General features: G+C 62.5%; 14 protein-coding genes. 9 read left to right on the top strand and 5 right to left on the bottom strand.

Features of this window, described 5'->3' with window-relative positions; genetic code table 11:
- Positions 1-13: 13 nt before the first annotated feature.
- From wecC to BCL65_RS05610, 7 genes are all read left to right on the top strand, one after another.
- Positions 14-1,264, top strand: coding sequence for a UDP-N-acetyl-D-mannosamine dehydrogenase (wecC, locus tag BCL65_RS05625; protein WP_181340717.1), 1,251 nt, complete (start codon positions 14-16; stop codon positions 1,262-1,264).
- A gap of 125 nt (positions 1,265-1,389) precedes the next feature.
- Positions 1,390-1,782, top strand: coding sequence for a hypothetical protein (locus BCL65_RS17775; RefSeq protein WP_125206492.1), 393 nt, complete (start codon positions 1,390-1,392; stop codon positions 1,780-1,782).
- A gap of 272 nt (positions 1,783-2,054) precedes the next feature.
- Positions 2,055-3,794: a hypothetical protein gene (locus BCL65_RS17770; RefSeq protein ID WP_125206491.1), complete on the top strand. Its 1,740-nt coding sequence runs from the start codon at positions 2,055-2,057 to the stop codon at positions 3,792-3,794.
- The gene (locus BCL65_RS17765) at positions 3,791-4,831 is read left to right on the top strand and encodes a hypothetical protein (RefSeq protein ID WP_125206490.1); all 1,041 of its coding nucleotides are present in this window, start codon (positions 3,791-3,793) and stop codon (positions 4,829-4,831) included. Before BCL65_RS17770 ends, BCL65_RS17765 begins: the two co-directional genes overlap by 4 nt.
- 11 nt (positions 4,832-4,842) lie before the next feature.
- The gene (wecB, locus tag BCL65_RS05620; RefSeq protein WP_106266037.1) at positions 4,843-5,922 is read left to right on the top strand and encodes a non-hydrolyzing UDP-N-acetylglucosamine 2-epimerase; all 1,080 of its coding nucleotides are present in this window, start codon (positions 4,843-4,845) and stop codon (positions 5,920-5,922) included.
- A 238-nt stretch (positions 5,923-6,160) separates the two neighbouring features.
- Complete coding sequence (locus BCL65_RS17760; RefSeq protein ID WP_125206489.1) at positions 6,161-6,835, top strand: hypothetical protein; 675 nt, start codon at positions 6,161-6,163, stop codon at positions 6,833-6,835.
- 69 nt (positions 6,836-6,904) lie between these two features.
- Positions 6,905-7,645, top strand: a complete 741-nt coding sequence (locus BCL65_RS05610; RefSeq protein WP_106266034.1) for a putative capsular polysaccharide synthesis family protein — start codon at positions 6,905-6,907, stop codon at positions 7,643-7,645.
- A gap of 506 nt (positions 7,646-8,151) precedes the next feature.
- Here BCL65_RS05610 and BCL65_RS17755 read toward each other — a convergent pair.
- From BCL65_RS17755 to BCL65_RS05595, 4 genes are read right to left on the bottom strand one after another with little or no spacing between them, the layout of a single operon-like run.
- Complete coding sequence (locus BCL65_RS17755) at positions 8,152-9,789, bottom strand: DUF6270 domain-containing protein (protein WP_125206488.1); 1,638 nt, start codon at positions 9,787-9,789, stop codon at positions 8,152-8,154.
- Positions 9,786-10,928: a non-hydrolyzing UDP-N-acetylglucosamine 2-epimerase gene (wecB, locus tag BCL65_RS05605; RefSeq protein ID WP_106266440.1), complete on the bottom strand. Its 1,143-nt coding sequence runs from the start codon at positions 10,926-10,928 to the stop codon at positions 9,786-9,788. The genes BCL65_RS17755 and wecB (BCL65_RS05605) overlap by 4 nt, the downstream gene beginning before the upstream one ends.
- 28 nt (positions 10,929-10,956) lie before the next feature.
- Positions 10,957-11,904 carry an ABC transporter ATP-binding protein gene (locus tag BCL65_RS05600; protein ID WP_106266032.1) on the bottom strand — a complete coding sequence of 316 codons (948 nt, stop codon included), beginning with the start codon at positions 11,902-11,904 and terminating at the stop codon, positions 10,957-10,959.
- A complete protein-coding gene (locus BCL65_RS05595) occupies positions 11,891-12,832 on the bottom strand; it encodes an ABC transporter permease (protein WP_106266438.1) in 942 nt (313 codons plus the stop codon). The genes BCL65_RS05600 and BCL65_RS05595 overlap by 14 nt, the downstream gene beginning before the upstream one ends.
- Positions 12,833-12,963: 131 nt before the next feature.
- Here BCL65_RS05595 and rfbB point away from each other — a divergent pair, with 131 nt between their 5' ends.
- Positions 12,964-13,959, top strand: coding sequence for a dTDP-glucose 4,6-dehydratase (gene rfbB / locus BCL65_RS05590; RefSeq protein ID WP_106266030.1), 996 nt, complete (start codon positions 12,964-12,966; stop codon positions 13,957-13,959).
- Between the two features lie 4 nt (positions 13,960-13,963).
- Here rfbB and rfbC read toward each other — a convergent pair whose 3' ends face one another.
- Positions 13,964-14,581: a dTDP-4-dehydrorhamnose 3,5-epimerase gene (rfbC, locus tag BCL65_RS05585; RefSeq protein ID WP_106266029.1), complete on the bottom strand. Its 618-nt coding sequence runs from the start codon at positions 14,579-14,581 to the stop codon at positions 13,964-13,966.
- Between the two features lie 39 nt (positions 14,582-14,620).
- Here rfbC and rfbD point away from each other — a divergent pair, with 39 nt between their 5' ends.
- Positions 14,621-15,493, top strand: coding sequence for a dTDP-4-dehydrorhamnose reductase (rfbD, locus tag BCL65_RS05580; RefSeq protein WP_106266027.1), 873 nt, complete (start codon positions 14,621-14,623; stop codon positions 15,491-15,493).

Here is a 15,493-nt window from a genome sequence, read left to right as displayed (position 1 = left end):
GCGGGGTTTTCTGATGGAGATCAACACCGTCGGTGTGGTCGGCCTGGGCTACATCGGCCTGCCGACCGCCGCCATCTTGGCGTCGAAGGACGTCAAGGTGGTGGGTGTCGATATCAACGAGCGCACGATCGAGGCGATCAACCGCGGCGACGTGCCGTTCGTGGAGCCGGACCTCGCCACCTACGTCGGCGGGGCGGTGCAGCACGGCACGCTGCGGGCGACCAACACACCGGAGCCGGCGGACGCGTTCATCATCGCCGTGCCGACACCATTCCAGGACGGCTACGAGCCCGATCTCTCCTACATCAAGGCGGCCGTGGCAGCCGTCGCCCCCCAGCTGAGCGGCGGCGAGCTGCTCATCCTCGAGTCCACCTCCCCTCCCGGCGCCACCCGCAAGATGGCCGAGTGGGTTATCGCCGCGCGGCCCGATCTGAGCCTGGACGGTGCGCCCGGCACGGCTCAGATTCACGTGGCGCACTGCCCTGAGCGCGTGCTGCCCGGTCGGGTCATGATCGAGCTCGTCACGAACGACCGGATCGTCGGGGGTCTCACGGCTGAGGCCGCTCAGATGGCCAAGGACCTCTACGCCATCTTCTGCCAGGGCGAGATCCTGCTGACCGATGATGTGACTGCCGAGATGGCGAAGCTCGTCGAGAACTCGTTCCGAGACGTCAACATCGCGTTCGCCAACGAACTCTCGCTCATCGCGGACAAGCTCGGCATCGACGTGTGGGAACTGATCCGGCTCGCGAACCACCACCCTCGGGTCAACATCCTCCAGCCCGGACCTGGCGTCGGTGGGCACTGCATCGCCGTCGACCCCTGGTTCATCGTGGACGCGGACCCGGAGCAGGCGAAGCTCATCCGGACTGCGCGTGAGGTGAACGACAGCAAGCCGCAGTGGGTCATCGAGCAGGTCGAGAAGGCTGCTGCGGGCATCGAATCGCCGACGATCGCGGCGCTCGGTCTGGCGTTCAAGGCCGACATTGACGACCTTCGCGAGTCGCCCGCCCGCAAGATCGTCGCCGACCTGGCGGACCGGCTGCCGAACGCGGCGGTGGTAGTCGTCGAGCCGCACATCGACGCGTTGCCTGCAGAGCTCGCGAACCGGCGCAACGTCCGGCTGGCCCCGCTCGCCCACGCATCTGAGGTCGCCGATGTGACCGTGGTGCTCGTCGACCACACGGAGTTCAAGGAGCGAGTGGCGAACGGCCAGGTATCGACCCGCGGAATAATCATCGACACTCGGGGAATCTGCAAGTGAACCATTTGAGGACAGAAATCCTGGCGTCGAGAGTCCGACCCTTTGTCGGAATCCGAACCTTCATGGCCGCTATCGCTCTGATCGTTCTAGCTGCCATCCTTGTGACGAATGGGTCCCGTGTCGAGGTGGAAGGGCTCCTCATCGGTCTGGTCGTCGCAACAAGTAGTTTCCAGTTGGTCATGAGCGATCGAGACGCACGGTCGTTCGCTAGACGAGACCGCCGTATGCGCGACCTTGCAAAAGAAGCAGCCGAAGCAGCCAGGAGAGCAGACGTGTCTCTCCTCAGGCAGTTGCATTCTGCCCATGCGCAGGAACTTGCAGACTACGAACAGGTCGTCAGCAGGCTCAAGGAGCTCGACAAGAACGCTGGCGAATCTGCCGCGACGATCGAACGAGTTGCGCTCTGGGTTGATGAAGAATCCGAGCGCGCAGCTTCCACGCGCGATGCGATTAGAAGTAAACTACTGAGCTCGCACGGAACAAACGTGGCCGAAGGTCCTGGAGGGCGAGCAGGTTGAAGTCTTTTGATATTGTTTTCGCTGGCGAGATGCGTTTCGCCGGCGGTGCCGGTAGGAGATTGGCAGAGGAAATCGACCAGGCTGCTAGAGCAGGGATGCAAGTAGCGATCTATCCCATGAGGACCAGTCGATTTCGTCGGTCTACTCCTTGGAACGAGAAAATTTTAGACGTGGTCACGAGCCACCGAATCCACGTCCTTGCGCCTGACGAACCGGCCACGACCCAATCGCTCGTATTGCGGCAACCGGGGCTCATTCCTGAGACGATCAGGATGCAGAGCCTGATCAACGCCCACCGCGTCCACGTTGTCGCAAATCAAAGCCAGGACAATCCTGTATCGCCATATCGGGCCGAAGATGTTGATCAACTTCTTCAGCGCGCGACAGGAGTCGCGCCGATCTGGCACCCAATCGACACTACGATCCGTAGCGAAGTAGAATCTTTGACAACCCTTGAAGGGCGTGTATTTGATTACAACTGGCTCGACTACTCAATAAGACAGGTTCCTCCCCACGATTCCGCCGTCGATTGGCTCGGCATGACTGTGCTCGGGTTTCGCAGTGAACTTGAAGACTTGGCGAGCGCATCTGCAGCCAGACAAGAAAGTAGTGTCCGTCTTTGGGTCGCATCCCCGGACATCACCACTCAGCCGGATTGGGAGACGGTGATCCTTGGGGCGTTGCAGAATGGCACGGATGTCGTCCTACCTTCGAGTGCCGCAGACAGGATCCATTGGGACGGTCTGACTTTCGACGACGGCAACCTCGCGAAGGTACTGCAGGATTACGGCAAGCCGGACGGAGCGTTCGAGAAGTCGAAAGAGGTCGCGACCCTCCGCGATTCATTCTACCGAACTGCGTTGGCGCGACGCCTCGGTGTGAGCGCGAAGCCGGCGACATCGGCGGACGGGGCCGACGTAAGCCGAGACGAATTAGCACGACGGCCCGTGGTGATGTTCATGACCAGTAACGGCGCGGGCATGGGCCATTTGACTCGCGAGCTGGGGATCGCACGTGCAATCGCCGATCGTGCCGAACCAGTATTCGTGTCTCTGTCGCAGGGCGTCCCTGTGGTCAGCCAGTTCGGGTTTAGCTACGAGTATGTTCCGTTCCGCAGTGCACTGCGGAACCCCCCGGGTGAGTGGAACGACTATTGCGACGAGCGGATAAGCCGCGCAATCGAGACCCACCAACCAGAAGTTGTCGTGTTCGATGGAGTGTGGCCATATGGAGGACTGGTCCGCGCCATACGACGTGCCGGGGTCCGCTCAGTATGGGTACGCCGCGGCATGTGGAAGCCACACATCACTCCGGAGCAACTTGAAAAAGCGCATCCGTTTGACTTGGTCATCGAGCCCGGAGACTATGCGGCGGAGAAGGACCGCGGCGCAACGACCAAGGTCGATGGTGCCGTAAAGGTGGCGCCGATCACCGTTATATCCAAGAATGAAATTCTTGGCCGCGATGAGGCGCGCGCGGAACTAGAGCTGCCCGCCCACGGTCGACTAGCTCTTGTGACGCTCGGCGCAGGAAACATCAACGATATCGCCGATGTGCAGCGCACCTTTGTGAGTGAAATCGAAGCCCTTGGCCCCGAATGGAAAGCGGTCACCACTAGCGCTCCAATTTCGGAGAAACAGGGTAGAGATACTGGATTCTCTGTATCGGTCTTTCCTCTGGCGAGGTACGCGAACGCCTTCGATTTTGCCGTCTCCGCCACTGGTTACAATTCTTTCCATGAGTGGATAACTGCTGGCTTGCCGACGATCTGGGTTCCAAACCAACATACAATCACCGATGACCAAGCTGCGCGCGGTGAATTTGCAGGTGAGAGTGGCCTTGGAATTACGCTTCAAGATCCCACCGAATTGGCGATCAGAGAGAGTGTACTTGCGATGTCAAGCAGTCATGTACGAAGCTCAATGAGTGAGCGCGCGGATGACATCGTCGTCCGCAATGGATCCCATACCGCGGCGGACGCAATAGTCGAGCTGTTGAGGCGATATCGATGAGCAAAGCGAAGCAACCCTTGTACCATGACTTTCAACCTGTTGCTAATCTGATTCAGAAGAATCGCCAGCGATATGACGTCATGCGCAGTACGCGTATTCAGATTGACGCAGCACATGATCCGTCGGTTGCCGAACTACCAATCTACGTGGTCCCGTTCTTCGACCTGAAGAGCTCGGAGGTTGTCGAATCGCTGCGCGAGCTATACCGGGCTCAATCCATGCTCGACAAGTTTCGCGTGCTTCTATTCACAGACTCGGACATCTACAAAGCTGTCCGGCCTTACGGGTTCCCGGTCGAAAGTGTAGTCTCGGAGGCGAACTGGATCCTTGAGGGTAAGGTCGATTGGGAAGACTACGTACTAGAGTCTTTAGCGTGGGTGCTTGAGCGTTATGGCGCCGCTGGTCTGCTGCTACGTGATGAGCAGGGATCGCTGGTCCCAGATCTCGTCCGGCACGGACTAGCCGCTTCGAATGTCCCGAGGACGAGCGCGGACTCGACTAGCGATCCGGACGGTGCGGTGTGGCCTTCCTGGCGTGCTTGGGCGGCGCACGGCGATGGACTTGGCGAGTCTTACGTCAGGACGAGCACGTCTGAACACAGCGTTGTGGCGACCGATCGATTGGGTGAGGTGTCTGCTGTCTTCTTGCTCGAAGCTGACTTCGATGTCCCCGCGGTACTGACTGGGCTCGCGCGTCGGGCGCGATGGAATGTCCTAGAGTTGAGGAAACTCTGGGGCGGATGGGAATCCCAGGTGCTCGCTTCCCGCGTAGCAGCGTCGACCGTGCCGCACGGCGTCACTCGAATACTCTTTGTGCATGACGAGTCAGACTCGGTCACACAATTCGCCAGATCCTTTGACTTCGTCGTGGCTGTGGGGAAAAGCACTGCGCTTATGCGTCCCGTGTACGAGAGACATCTTGCGTCTGCTGCCGACCGTTGGTACGAGGTCAGCTGGGAGGACGTGGTTCGTATCGCTGGTACGTTCGCCACTCAGTGCATGGAGATAGGTGTGCGCCGCTATCATTACCCCGCTTAGGAGAGATTTAAATGACAGAGCGCACCGACCTGGTCCACGTAGCGGGTGCACGCCCAAACTTTCCGAAGCTCGCACCAGTTCATCGTGCGCTGGCCAATCTTGACGTGAGTCAAAAGTTGGTTCATACGGGCCAGCACTTCGACGAGCAGATGTCAGGTGTATTCTTCCGCGAGTTGGAACTCCCTGAGCCAGACATCAATCTGGGCGCGGGTGGCGGAAGCGGGATTCAGCAAATTGCCCGAGCAATGACCGAACTTGAATACTTGCTCACTGAACTGCAGCCAAAGTGGATCGTTGTTTACGGCGATGTCAATTCGACCGTCGCATCCGCCCTGGTGGGTGCACGTATGGGGATACCTGTAGCGCACGTTGAGGCTGGTCTGCGCAGTTTCGATCGGCGCATGCCTGAAGAGATCAACCGTATCGTCACGGACCAGATCTGCGACCAACATTTCGCTACGAGCCAGGATGCCGTCGAGCATCTGTTGAACGAAGGTGTGCTCGAGGCGGGCATCCACTTTGTTGGCAACCCCATGATTGACACGCTGCTCCGAAATCACGACCGTTTCGACGTATCGGCGATCAAACGGAAGTTCGGCCTAGAAGAACCATATGCGGTTGCCACGCTGCATCGTCCCTCAAACGTCGATTCCAGTGATGATGCCAGGAATATCGTCGGCGCGCTACACTCGGTCGCTGATGTGATTGAGATCGTCCTACCTCTGCATCCGAGGGGTCGTGCCAGATTGCTAGGCGCCGGCCTAGATGATCACGCTAACGTGCGCGTGGTTGATCCGCTAGGCTATGTCGACTTCATGAGCCTCGTGCGCGGTTCTAACGTAACGATTACCGATTCTGGCGGCGTACAGGAGGAGACGACGATCTTCGGCATCCCTTGTCTCACACTCAGAGAGAACACAGAGCGCCCCGTGACAATTTCTCACGGAACAAACCGACTTGTATCTCGAGAATCTCTCGGACGGGCGGTTGGTGAGGTGCTCGCAGCGGTACCTCAGCCAAGATCCGTTCCGCCTCTGTGGGATGGCAATGCGGGGTCTCGAATTGCTGTCAAGTTGCATCAACTGCTGTGATTCCTGCGTCGTCTATATCAAGGTTTCAAAGGAGATGATTCGCTTGACTACAGCATCGATGCCTCGGGTAGTACCTGATCTAGGTCGATACGAGGCTGAGCAAAGGCCGCACTGGGCTCGAGACGACGCGGCACCGGGTAGGTTCGTCAGCAGTTCGTCGATTCGCGATGACATAGATTTGTTCTACTTCGCCGACCTCCGAGAATCAGATGTACTCCGTGTCAACCTGCATGGAGCCGTGCGGCCGACCGACACATATCCCCGTTTTGATCGAATCGGCTCGTCGACGGGTACCGGCGACTCCTTCGTCTCGTTTGCTGATCCCACTTTGGCACTGAGCCCTGAGCTCCGGCTCGGATGGTATCTGGGGGCATCCGGTTGGGATCCGATTCACTCGATGGTTAGCGTTGTTCAGAGAGCTCTTGAGGTGAGTGGCGCGAAGTCGCTGATTTTTGTTGGCGGCTCGGGAGGCGGTTTCGCAGCGCTGAGGACTGCTCTACATTTCAAAGATGCGAGAGTGTTCTGCTTCAATCCGCAAATTGACGTCTCTGCGTATCACCCTCGCGCGGTCGAAAACTACGTCCGCATTGCACACGGCGGGAACGCTGAGAATGCTTTCGAGGCCGATCCTGCGCGCACCGATATGGTTCACGCTTACCGTGACGCGAACTCGCGGCCCAAGGTCTTCTACTCACAGAATATTTCGGACGCCTTCCATATTCGGAACCACTATCTTCCGTTCAAGCGAGCGATGTCCGTCATCGGCGCGGACGGCACATCGGCAGACGGGCAGATCAGGTTCCATCTATACGATTCGGAGAGAGACGGCCACGCTGCGCCCGCGCCCAGAGAGTTTCGGAGCCTGTTCTCGCAAGCCGTCGACTGGTATAGGGCGGACAGCCCCATCCCGTAGCGTTCGAGGATCCAAGGCAGGACCGTACCGACTCTTCACATTCTGACGTTGAGTAGGTAGAGTACTTGCATGATTGTGCTGGTACTGACTATGGGTAGGGTTGGTTCGTCTGCGACTCACCGGGCATTGGCCGAGTTATCGGATGCCAAGGCATTCCATATTCACCACATCGCGCGCGACTCGTTGAATGCGTTGCGCCGGCCGGACGGTCAGTCAGCGCGACATGTCCAGGACGGATTGATGGTGCGAGAAATTCTCGAGGCCGAGCCGGATAGGCCGGTGAAGATCATCAGCTTGGTACGTGATGTGGTGGCCCGAAATCTCTCGGTCGGTTTCGCCCGTTTGAGGCGCCTGGGGGACGGCCCGGATGAGTTGCGGGCACTGTGTCGTGACAGTTCTCTCACGTCGCGAATATGGCGTAACGTGGATTTCCGCGCGCCTCTGTCTTGGTTCGATCATGAGATTGGTAGCCAGTTCGGCATCGACGTTTTCCAAGGGGAGTTCGATGGATCGGCGACGTTCACTCACGGCCGCTCCGAGTTGATCGTACTCCGGTCCGATCTTGACAACGCCAGCAAGAGCAATGCACTGACGTCCTTTCTCGGTTCTCGGGTCGAGGTTGGTCAGATGTCCACGGCTACTCAAGACGGTGGTGAACTTCGGAGTGTATACGACGAGTTCGCGCGTACAGTCCCATGGTCAGGACGTGATCTTCGAGAGATGGCAGAGTCGCGCGTCATGCAGCACTTTTTCTCGGTCACGGCAGACGCGTATGTGGAGGAGTGGGCGCACAAGCTTGGTATCAGCTAGTCGTGTCGCCGCGCTCTTTCGCGAGGTGCACCGGAGACTTTCCTTCAGTCGATCCCACACCCTGTCGAATGACCAGTCGAGCAATAATGAACGGGCGCCATGTGGGGTCACTACGTGGTGAGCCGAGGGGTCGAGCCGCGCAGGCGTTCGAACCGCTGATTGATCGCACGTTGCCTGTGCCGGGAGATCGAAGTAGGCCAGCGCGACAGCAGCGAGGCTCTCACGATGTGGCCGAGGTTGGGGAGCTCGCCGAGGGCTATAGGGACGACACGGGTGAGGGAGTCGATGGCTGCGGCTGTCAGCGTGCGGCCCTGGTGTGTGTGCCGGGATTACGCAGGCGTGCGTCATACGCTGGTAAATCTTCCGGATCCCGTGGCCTTTGACGTGCTCTTCGGTGGCGAGCACGACCCGCTCTCAGTCGTCTACTTGTCGGTTGGCACTCGGGCGTTGACCTGCGGTATTGACCGCGCCGTGAAGCACGCTACTCGGCTCGAGTATGCCATGGACTATTGAGCTTCGCGTATCAGTGAATCGAGATCAGACCATTCGGGCAGATCGCGACCCATGAGCCTCTGAACAAACTCCACATCGCGACGATATAGTTCGTGGAGGGCGATGATTTCTTGAGGGCTAATGGGCGAACGCTCCTTGAATGCCTCGAGCCAGGGCTTTTGCGGTATGAGTGGAGCGGATTCGGAACCGGAGTCGGGCTGCCCATGTGGCGAGGCCCCAAGCCTGTTCAGAATGCTCGAAATGCACGATTGCGGCCCGTTAGCAAGATCGTCGTACAGGATCACGTCGATTCGATCCTCGCCCAGTATCGAAGCCCAATGTTCGAAGTGGCGCCGGTAGAAGCCGAGATCGACAAGGCCGAAGTTCGGCGAGGCGCGAAGTATCCCCCTATTTGGGTCCAACTTTCCTACCGAGAAATAGTGCCAGTACGCCGCTATTGCGCGCGCCACTGGTTCTCTGAGAACGAGGAGAACTCTCGTGTCCGGCGGGCATTGCCGGTTGATATTCTGTGGCGTATTGGGTTTTTTGGGTCCGAACGGGCTTCCTTCTGAATGCCAAAAATAGTCCGATGTGCAGTCGACGCGCCATGCCGCCTGCTGTCCGGCCTGAAATGAGCCCCGGTATGCTGCCTCCTCCTTTTCGCTCTTGAGGCGGTTGGGCTTGTTGAAGTAGGACTTGCCCTTGCCTTTGGCGACAAAGAAGTCGGGATGGGTGTCTAGTTGCCGGGCGATCCATTCGGCGCCAGCCTGCTGCGTACCGGCAATCACAAGGTTCGGCATGCCATGATCGGATGGCGCTGCGTTGGCCGAATTCTGCGGCTTGGCGACACCTGTCATGAGTTCTGCAGAGGAGGCCTCGCCTCCTGCACTAGTGGTATCGGACTGTTCCCAGATTCTCCGCCCTTCGGCGCCCGCGATCGCCCAGACGATTCGCATATAGACGTCTTCGGTGTAGTGGAATGGGGCGTCGCCCCACGGGTGGGTAGGATTCGAGAGGACGTCGTCCTGAGATAGGGAGATGACCTCCGCGCCAAGCGCCTGAGAGGCCGCCTGGATGTAGGCTCTTAAGATCGGATTGGCGGTGCTTGCCGAAACTCCAAAACTGCTTGGGGTTGGATGGCCGCCTTCGCTGAACTCTGCCCAGGGCACGTCGAGCAGGACAACTGCGGCGCGAGGCATGTGTTGCCGGAAAAGCTCCCCGACCGTATCCATGCCCTGGGACCAGTACTGAAAGTGTTGATCGCTCCCGAATGGGAGATGCTGGGTCCCCGCAGGCAGGCGTGCCTCTGCCCCGGACTCGATAAGCTCCGTTGAACGTGTCACTACGGATCCGTCTGGCAGCACATAGGCCCCAAGCCGTTCGTCGGTCAGGTCAACCAGCACTAGGTCTGTCTGTGCAGCCGCCTCGGGAATCAGTGACTGCAGATTGGAGGCGTAGTCGCCGGAAACCATGCGTTGTTTGAAAGGTGAATCCAGCGTCGGTGGCTGGATCATCGTGACTGGCCGGGTATAGGCACTGAGGGCTGACTGCCGAGCCACATACTGGACCAGTTCAAACTGCTCAGGATCGAAGTGCTCGAAGGTGTCACGCGAAACGCACGAACCGTAGATGAAGACGCGGTGCTTGCTCATCGGGCGAACTCCATTTCCCAGTCTTCTGCGCGCTCGCCGGACCCCAGCAGGTGGCCGATCGACGTTTCTGAGCGCGCGGCGCTCCGGCCGTCGCCGTAAGGGTTGACGGCCTGCGCCATTGCCTCGTAGGCGGCGGCGTCCGAGAGCAAGGTGGTCACCTCGTCGACGATGCGCTCCTCGTCGGTGCCGATGAGCTTGACGGTGCCCGCATCGACGGCTTCCGGTCGCTCCGTGTTCTCGCGCATAACGAGCACCGGTTTGCCGAGGCTGGGCGCCTCTTCCTGCACACCGCCGGAGTCGGTGAGGACCACGGTGGCGAGAGAGAGCATGCGCGTGAACTCACCGTAGGCGAGGGGTTCCGTCACGGTGACGTTGGACAGGCCGTCCAGGTGAGGCAAGACCGCCCGCCGGACCACCGGGTTGCGATGGGCCGGCAGGACGATCTCGACATCCGGGAACGTCCGAGCCAGGCGGGCGAGCGCACGCCCGACACCTTCCATCGCACCGCCCCAGTTCTCACGGCGGTGGGTGGTAACGAGGAGGATCCTGCAGCCGGAGTCGGCCAGGTCTTCCAGGTTCGTGTCGGTGAACGGTGCCTTCTTCTCGACGGTCATCAGCAGTGCGTCGATGACGGTGTTGCCGGTCACCACGATGTCGTCCGCGGCGACGCCCTCACGCACCAGGTTCTCCTTGCTGGTGGATGTCGGCGCGAGGTGGAGAGCCGCGATCTGCGAGGTGATCTTGCGGTTGGCCTCCTCCGGGAAGGGCGAGTTGATGTTGCCGGAGCGGAGGCCGGCCTCGACGTGCACCACCGGGATCCCGCGGTGGAAGGCAGCGAGGGCAGCTGCCGTGGACGTCGAGGTGTCGCCCTGGACCACCACAGCAGCGGGCTTCTCGCTCTCCAGCACCGGGTCAAGACGCTCAAGAACGCGCGCGACGATCGTCGAGAGGGACGCTCCGTGCTGGAAGATGTCGAGGTCGTGGTCCGGTTCGATGCCGAACAGCTCGTTCACCTGGTCGAGCATCTCGCGGTGCTGTCCGGTCACGACGGTGACCGAGTCAAGTGAGTCGCTCTCCTCCAGGGCCTTGATGACGGGCGCTACCTTGATCGCCTCGGGCCGTGTGCCGTAGACGGTCATGATGCGCGGGCGCGTCGACTCCACTGTCTTAGCTCTTTCCTTTGTCCTGGCGCCTGGCGGCACTCTGCGGTCGCACGTGCCGGGCGTTGTACTGCCGGGGCGCCTTGGGCTCCTCGACGTGCACGTAGGTCTGCTCGCGCTCGGCGAAGGCGCGCTCGATGATGGTTCGGGCCTCGTCCGGCTTGTCCTTGGCCACGGCCCACGCCCACTTGCGGTAGCGCAGGGCGACGTCCTCCGCAGGGCCGTCGAGGACGAGGCGGCCGTGGTTCAACCAGATGGCCCGTGTGCAGGTCTCTTCGATGGTCTGAGCCGCATGGCTCACGAGGAAGACGGTGCCGGCACCGTCTCGGAGTCCCTGCATGCGGGCTTCGCTGCGCTCCCTGAACGCGGCGTCGCCGGTCGCGAGGGCCTCGTCGATCAGCAGGATGTGGGGGTTGGCGGCGGTAGCGATCGCGAAGCGTAGCCGCGCTCCCATGCCGGACGAGTAGGTCTTCATCGGGAGGAAGATGGACTTGCCGAGCCCCGCCAGCTCCTTGACCTCGGGTATCGCGGCCTCCGCCTGTTCAGGCGACAGACCCATGGCGAGGCAGCCCAGTCGGATGTTCTCCTCGCCCGACAGGTCGGGCACGAGTGCGGCGTTGACCCCGATGAGGACGGGCGTACTCTCCGCGAGCACCTTGCCCTTCGCGGGGTTCTCGAGTCCCGCGATGATGCGCAGCAGGGTGCTCTTGCCGGAGCCGTTCTGCCCTACCAGGCCGATCTGCTCCCCGGAGCGGGCGACGAAGGAGATGCCGGACAGCGCCCGGACGAGGACCTTCGGATCGTTTCCCAGCACGGCGCGTGCAGCGCGCGAGATCGGGTTGGTGTGTCGCCGGCGTTCGGCGGCGTCGGTCGAGGGCACCCGATACCGCACATGGACGTCCTGGACCGCGACGGTCGCGTGCGCGAACGGGTCGACCTGATCAAGCTCGGCCATAGGACTCCTCCCCCTGCCAGAAGAAGAGGAACCCGACCACCAGAGCACCGACGGACCACGACGCCAGCCCGACCCAGGTCGCCACGTCGGGAACGGTGGCGTACAGCAGGCAGTCGCGTGCGGCGTCCAGCACCATGTACATCGGGTTGGCCTCCATGAGACCGGTGATCCACGGGTACTGCTCGAAGCGGTCGATCGAGAAGAAGACCGCCGAGGCGTACAGCCAGAGACGCATCCCCACGCTGATGAGCTGCGAGAGGTCGGGGAGCACGGTGGTGAGCCGCGCAAAGAACAGCGTGATTCCCGTGGCGAGCAAGGTCTGGAGGGCGAGCACCAGCGGGAACAGCAGCGCGGCAGTGGTCCACGTCTCGTCCTCGGGCAGGAGCACGATCAGGAGCAGCATCGCTGCGATCGTGGGTGCCAGATTGAGCAAGCCTCGCAGCACGACGGAGATGGGCAGGGACGCGCGGGGGAAAGTGAAAGCGCGGATCAGGTTGCGTCCGCTCTGGATCGACTTCGCGCCGCCCGTCACGCACTGCGTGGTGAACTGGAAGAGAAAGACGCCGATCACCAGGTATCCGAGAAAGTTGTCGATACCACGGCTCGTGTCCAGGATCAGCCCGAAGATCAGGTAGTACGCCAACCCGTTGAGGATCGGGTTGATGATCATCCACGCCTGGCCCAGCACCGTCTCGCGCGTGCCGCTGGTGACCTTGGCGCGGGCCTCGGCCCAGAGGAAGTGCCGCCGGCTCCACAACTGGCCGATGTACTGTCGGATCGGTGGCCGCGCACCGACCTGCTTGAGGCGCCCCGTGGACACCACCTCGAGCGAGGTCGCCTGCTGGCGGAAGATCTCGGTGTACAGGTCCGCCACGTCGGCCGACGTCGCGCTCGACGTCGGATGTTGCGCGGGAACCGGGTTGCTCATCGCGAGCATCTTAGATGCCTCGGCATGCTTTCGGTCCGCTTCGTGTCGCATATCGGGCAAGGAAGCGGCTCCCGGGCCCGCATCCGGGTCGGTAGCCTGGTGCCACCTCGTGTCGATGGAAGTCGGGTCTCATGCGCGTACTCATCACCGGCGGCGCCGGATTCATCGGCGCCAACTTCGTCCACCAGACGGTGCGTGAGCACCCGGACGTGCAGGTCACGGTGCTGGACGCCCTCACTTACGCCGGCGACCGTTCTTCTCTCGCGTCCGTCGCCCGCGCCATCAGCTTCGCCGAGGGCTCCGTGGCCGACGCCGACCTCGTGGACCGCCTCGTGGCCGAGTCGGACGCCGTCGTGCACTTCGCCGCGGAATCTCACAACGACAACTCGCTCGACGACCCGTCGCCGTTCGTCCAGACAAACCTCGTCGGGACGTACACGCTCCTGGAGGCCGTCCGGAAGCACGGCGTGCGGTTCCACCACATCTCCACCGACGAGGTCTACGGCGACCTGGAGCTGGACGATCCGTCAAGGTTCACCCCCGAGACGCCCTACAACCCGTCGAGCCCGTACTCGTCCACGAAGGCGGGCTCCGACCTGCTGGTCCGGGCCTGGGTGCGCTCGTTCGGGGTGCAGGCCACCATCTCCAACTGCTCGAACAACTACGGGCCCTACCAGCACGTCGAGAAGTTCATCCCGCGCCAGATCACCAACCTGATCGACGGCGTGCGCCCCAAGCTGTATGGGGCCGGTCTCAACGTGCGCGACTGGATCCACGTCGAGGACCACAACGCCGCGGTCTGGGCCATCCTCGACCGCGGGAAGGTCGGGGAGACCTACCTCATCGGCGCGGACGGTGAGACGAACAACCTCCAGGTGGTGCGCACGCTCCTCGAGGTGTTCGGCCGCGATCCCGACGACTTCGAGCACGTCAACGACCGTCCGGGGCACGACATGCGCTACGCGATCGATGCCAGCAAGCTGCGCGACGAGCTCGGCTGGACCCCGCGCTACACCGACTTCCGCGCCGGTCTGGAGGCGACGGTCGACTGGTACCGCTCGCACGAGGCGTGGTGGCGGCCCGTCAAGGCCGCGGTCGAGGCGAAGTACGCCCGGACCGGCCAGTGAGATCTCAGGCCCGCAGGGTCGCCAGGTAGTCGTTCACCGCGTCGAACGACGGCAGCAGGCCCTGCTGTTCGGCCTCGTCCAGGCTCGGCGCCGCGGTGTCCTTGTCCGAGAGCTGCGGCGTCAGCGCTGACCCGTCACGCGCCGTCGTCGGCCACTCGATGCCCACGGTCGCGTCCAGCGGGTGGATGCCGTGCTCCCGCTCGGGCGCGTAGCCCGACGAGCACAGGTACAGCACCGTCGAGTCGTCCTCCAGAGCCATGAACGCATGCCCGAGGCCCTCGGGGAGATAGATCGCCCGCCGGTCGGTGTCGTCGAGCAGCACCGAGTCCCAACGGCCGAAGGTGGGAGAGCCCACGCGGACGTCGACCACGACGTCCAGCACCGCACCCTTGGCGCACGTGACGTACTTGGCCTGTCCTGGCGGGACGTCGGCGAAGTGGATTCCGCGGAGCACCCCGGCGGCCGAGACGGAGCAGTTGGCCTGCTGCAGGTCGAGCGGGTGGCCGACGGCCTCGGCGAACGGTCCCGCCTTGAACCACTCGAGGAACACCCCACGCGGGTCGCCGAACTGCTGCGGCGTGATCTCCAGCGCGCCAGGGACGGCGAGCTCTCGCAACTGCACTGGTAGACCTCCCGGCGTCGATACTCCGTGGCCCCTAGGATGCTACGCGTGCCTTCCGTCTCGCAGTCGCAGCGCTGGATGGTCGTCGGCGCCGGCGGGATGCTGGGCCGCGATCTGATCGCCGTGCTCGAGAGGGCCAGCGTCGACGTGGTCGGTCTGCGGCACGCCGATCTCGACGTGACGGACCCCGAGGCCGCGCGTCGAGCGCTGGCCGATGCCGACGTCGTCGTCAACGCTGCCGCCTGGACCGACGTGGACGGCGCCGAGACCTGCGAGGCAGAAGCGTTCGCCGTCAATGCGACGGGAGCGGCCCACGTCGCGCGGGCGGCGCGCCTGGCGGGAGCAAGGCTGGTGCATGTCTCCACGGACTACGTCTTCGACGGCGGCGCCACCGAGCCGTACGCCGAGAAGTCGCCCGTCGCCCCGCGGTCCGCCTACGGACGCACCAAGGCGGCAGGGGAGTGGGCAGCACGTGCCGAGGCGGCCGACCACCTGATCGTCCGGACGGCGTGGCTCTACGGGGCGCACGGTGGCTGCTTCCCGAAGACCATGGCCCGGCTCGCGGCCGAGCGCGACCAGCTCGCCGTCGTCGACGACCAGGTGGGCCAACCCACGTGGACGCGCGACCTCGCCGAGCTCGTCGTCCGGCTCGTGGCCGCCGGGGCGCCGGCCGGGATCTATCACGGGACCTCGACCGGCCAGACGTCCTGGTACGAGTTCGCGCAGCGGGTCGTCGCCTCGGCGGGACTGTCGACGCCGGTCGAGCCGACGACGAGCGACGCGTTCCCGCGCCCCGCTCCGCGGCCTGCCTACTCGGTGCTGGGGCACGACGCCCTGCGTGCGGCCGGCGTGGAGCCGATCGGGGACTGGGCCGAGCGGTGGGGCGTTGCGGCGTCCGAGGTGCTCGCGTAG

This window comes from Isoptericola halotolerans, assembly GCF_003003075.1.
Lineage (GTDB): Bacteria > Actinomycetota > Actinomycetes > Actinomycetales > Cellulomonadaceae > Isoptericola > Isoptericola halotolerans_A.
The sequence above is the reverse complement of the archived record's forward strand: the minus strand, read 5'-3'. Positions and strand labels throughout refer to the sequence as shown.

Excerpts from the sequence above, each read along its gene's own strand:
- wecB (WP_106266037.1), top strand. The coding sequence starts at position 4,843 with ATGACAGAGCGCACCGACCTGGTCCACGTAGCGGGTGCACGCCCAAAC.
- wecB (WP_106266440.1), bottom strand. The coding sequence starts at position 10,928 with ATGACCGTCTACGGCACACGGCCCGAGGCGATCAAGGTAGCGCCCGTC.
- BCL65_RS17770 (WP_125206491.1), top strand. The coding sequence starts at position 2,055 with ATGCAGAGCCTGATCAACGCCCACCGCGTCCACGTTGTCGCAAATCAA.
- rfbD (WP_106266027.1), top strand. The coding sequence starts at position 14,621 with ATGCTACGCGTGCCTTCCGTCTCGCAGTCGCAGCGCTGGATGGTCGTC.
- BCL65_RS05610 (WP_106266034.1), top strand. The coding sequence starts at position 6,905 with ATGATTGTGCTGGTACTGACTATGGGTAGGGTTGGTTCGTCTGCGACT.
- wecC (WP_181340717.1), top strand. The coding sequence starts at position 14 with ATGGAGATCAACACCGTCGGTGTGGTCGGCCTGGGCTACATCGGCCTG.
- BCL65_RS17765 (WP_125206490.1), top strand. The coding sequence starts at position 3,791 with ATGAGCAAAGCGAAGCAACCCTTGTACCATGACTTTCAACCTGTTGCT.
- BCL65_RS17755 (WP_125206488.1), bottom strand. The coding sequence starts at position 9,789 with ATGAGCAAGCACCGCGTCTTCATCTACGGTTCGTGCGTTTCGCGTGAC.
- BCL65_RS05600 (WP_106266032.1), bottom strand. The coding sequence starts at position 11,904 with ATGGCCGAGCTTGATCAGGTCGACCCGTTCGCGCACGCGACCGTCGCG.
- rfbB (WP_106266030.1), top strand. The coding sequence starts at position 12,964 with ATGCGCGTACTCATCACCGGCGGCGCCGGATTCATCGGCGCCAACTTC.
- BCL65_RS05595 (WP_106266438.1), bottom strand. The coding sequence starts at position 12,832 with ATGAGCAACCCGGTTCCCGCGCAACATCCGACGTCGAGCGCGACGTCG.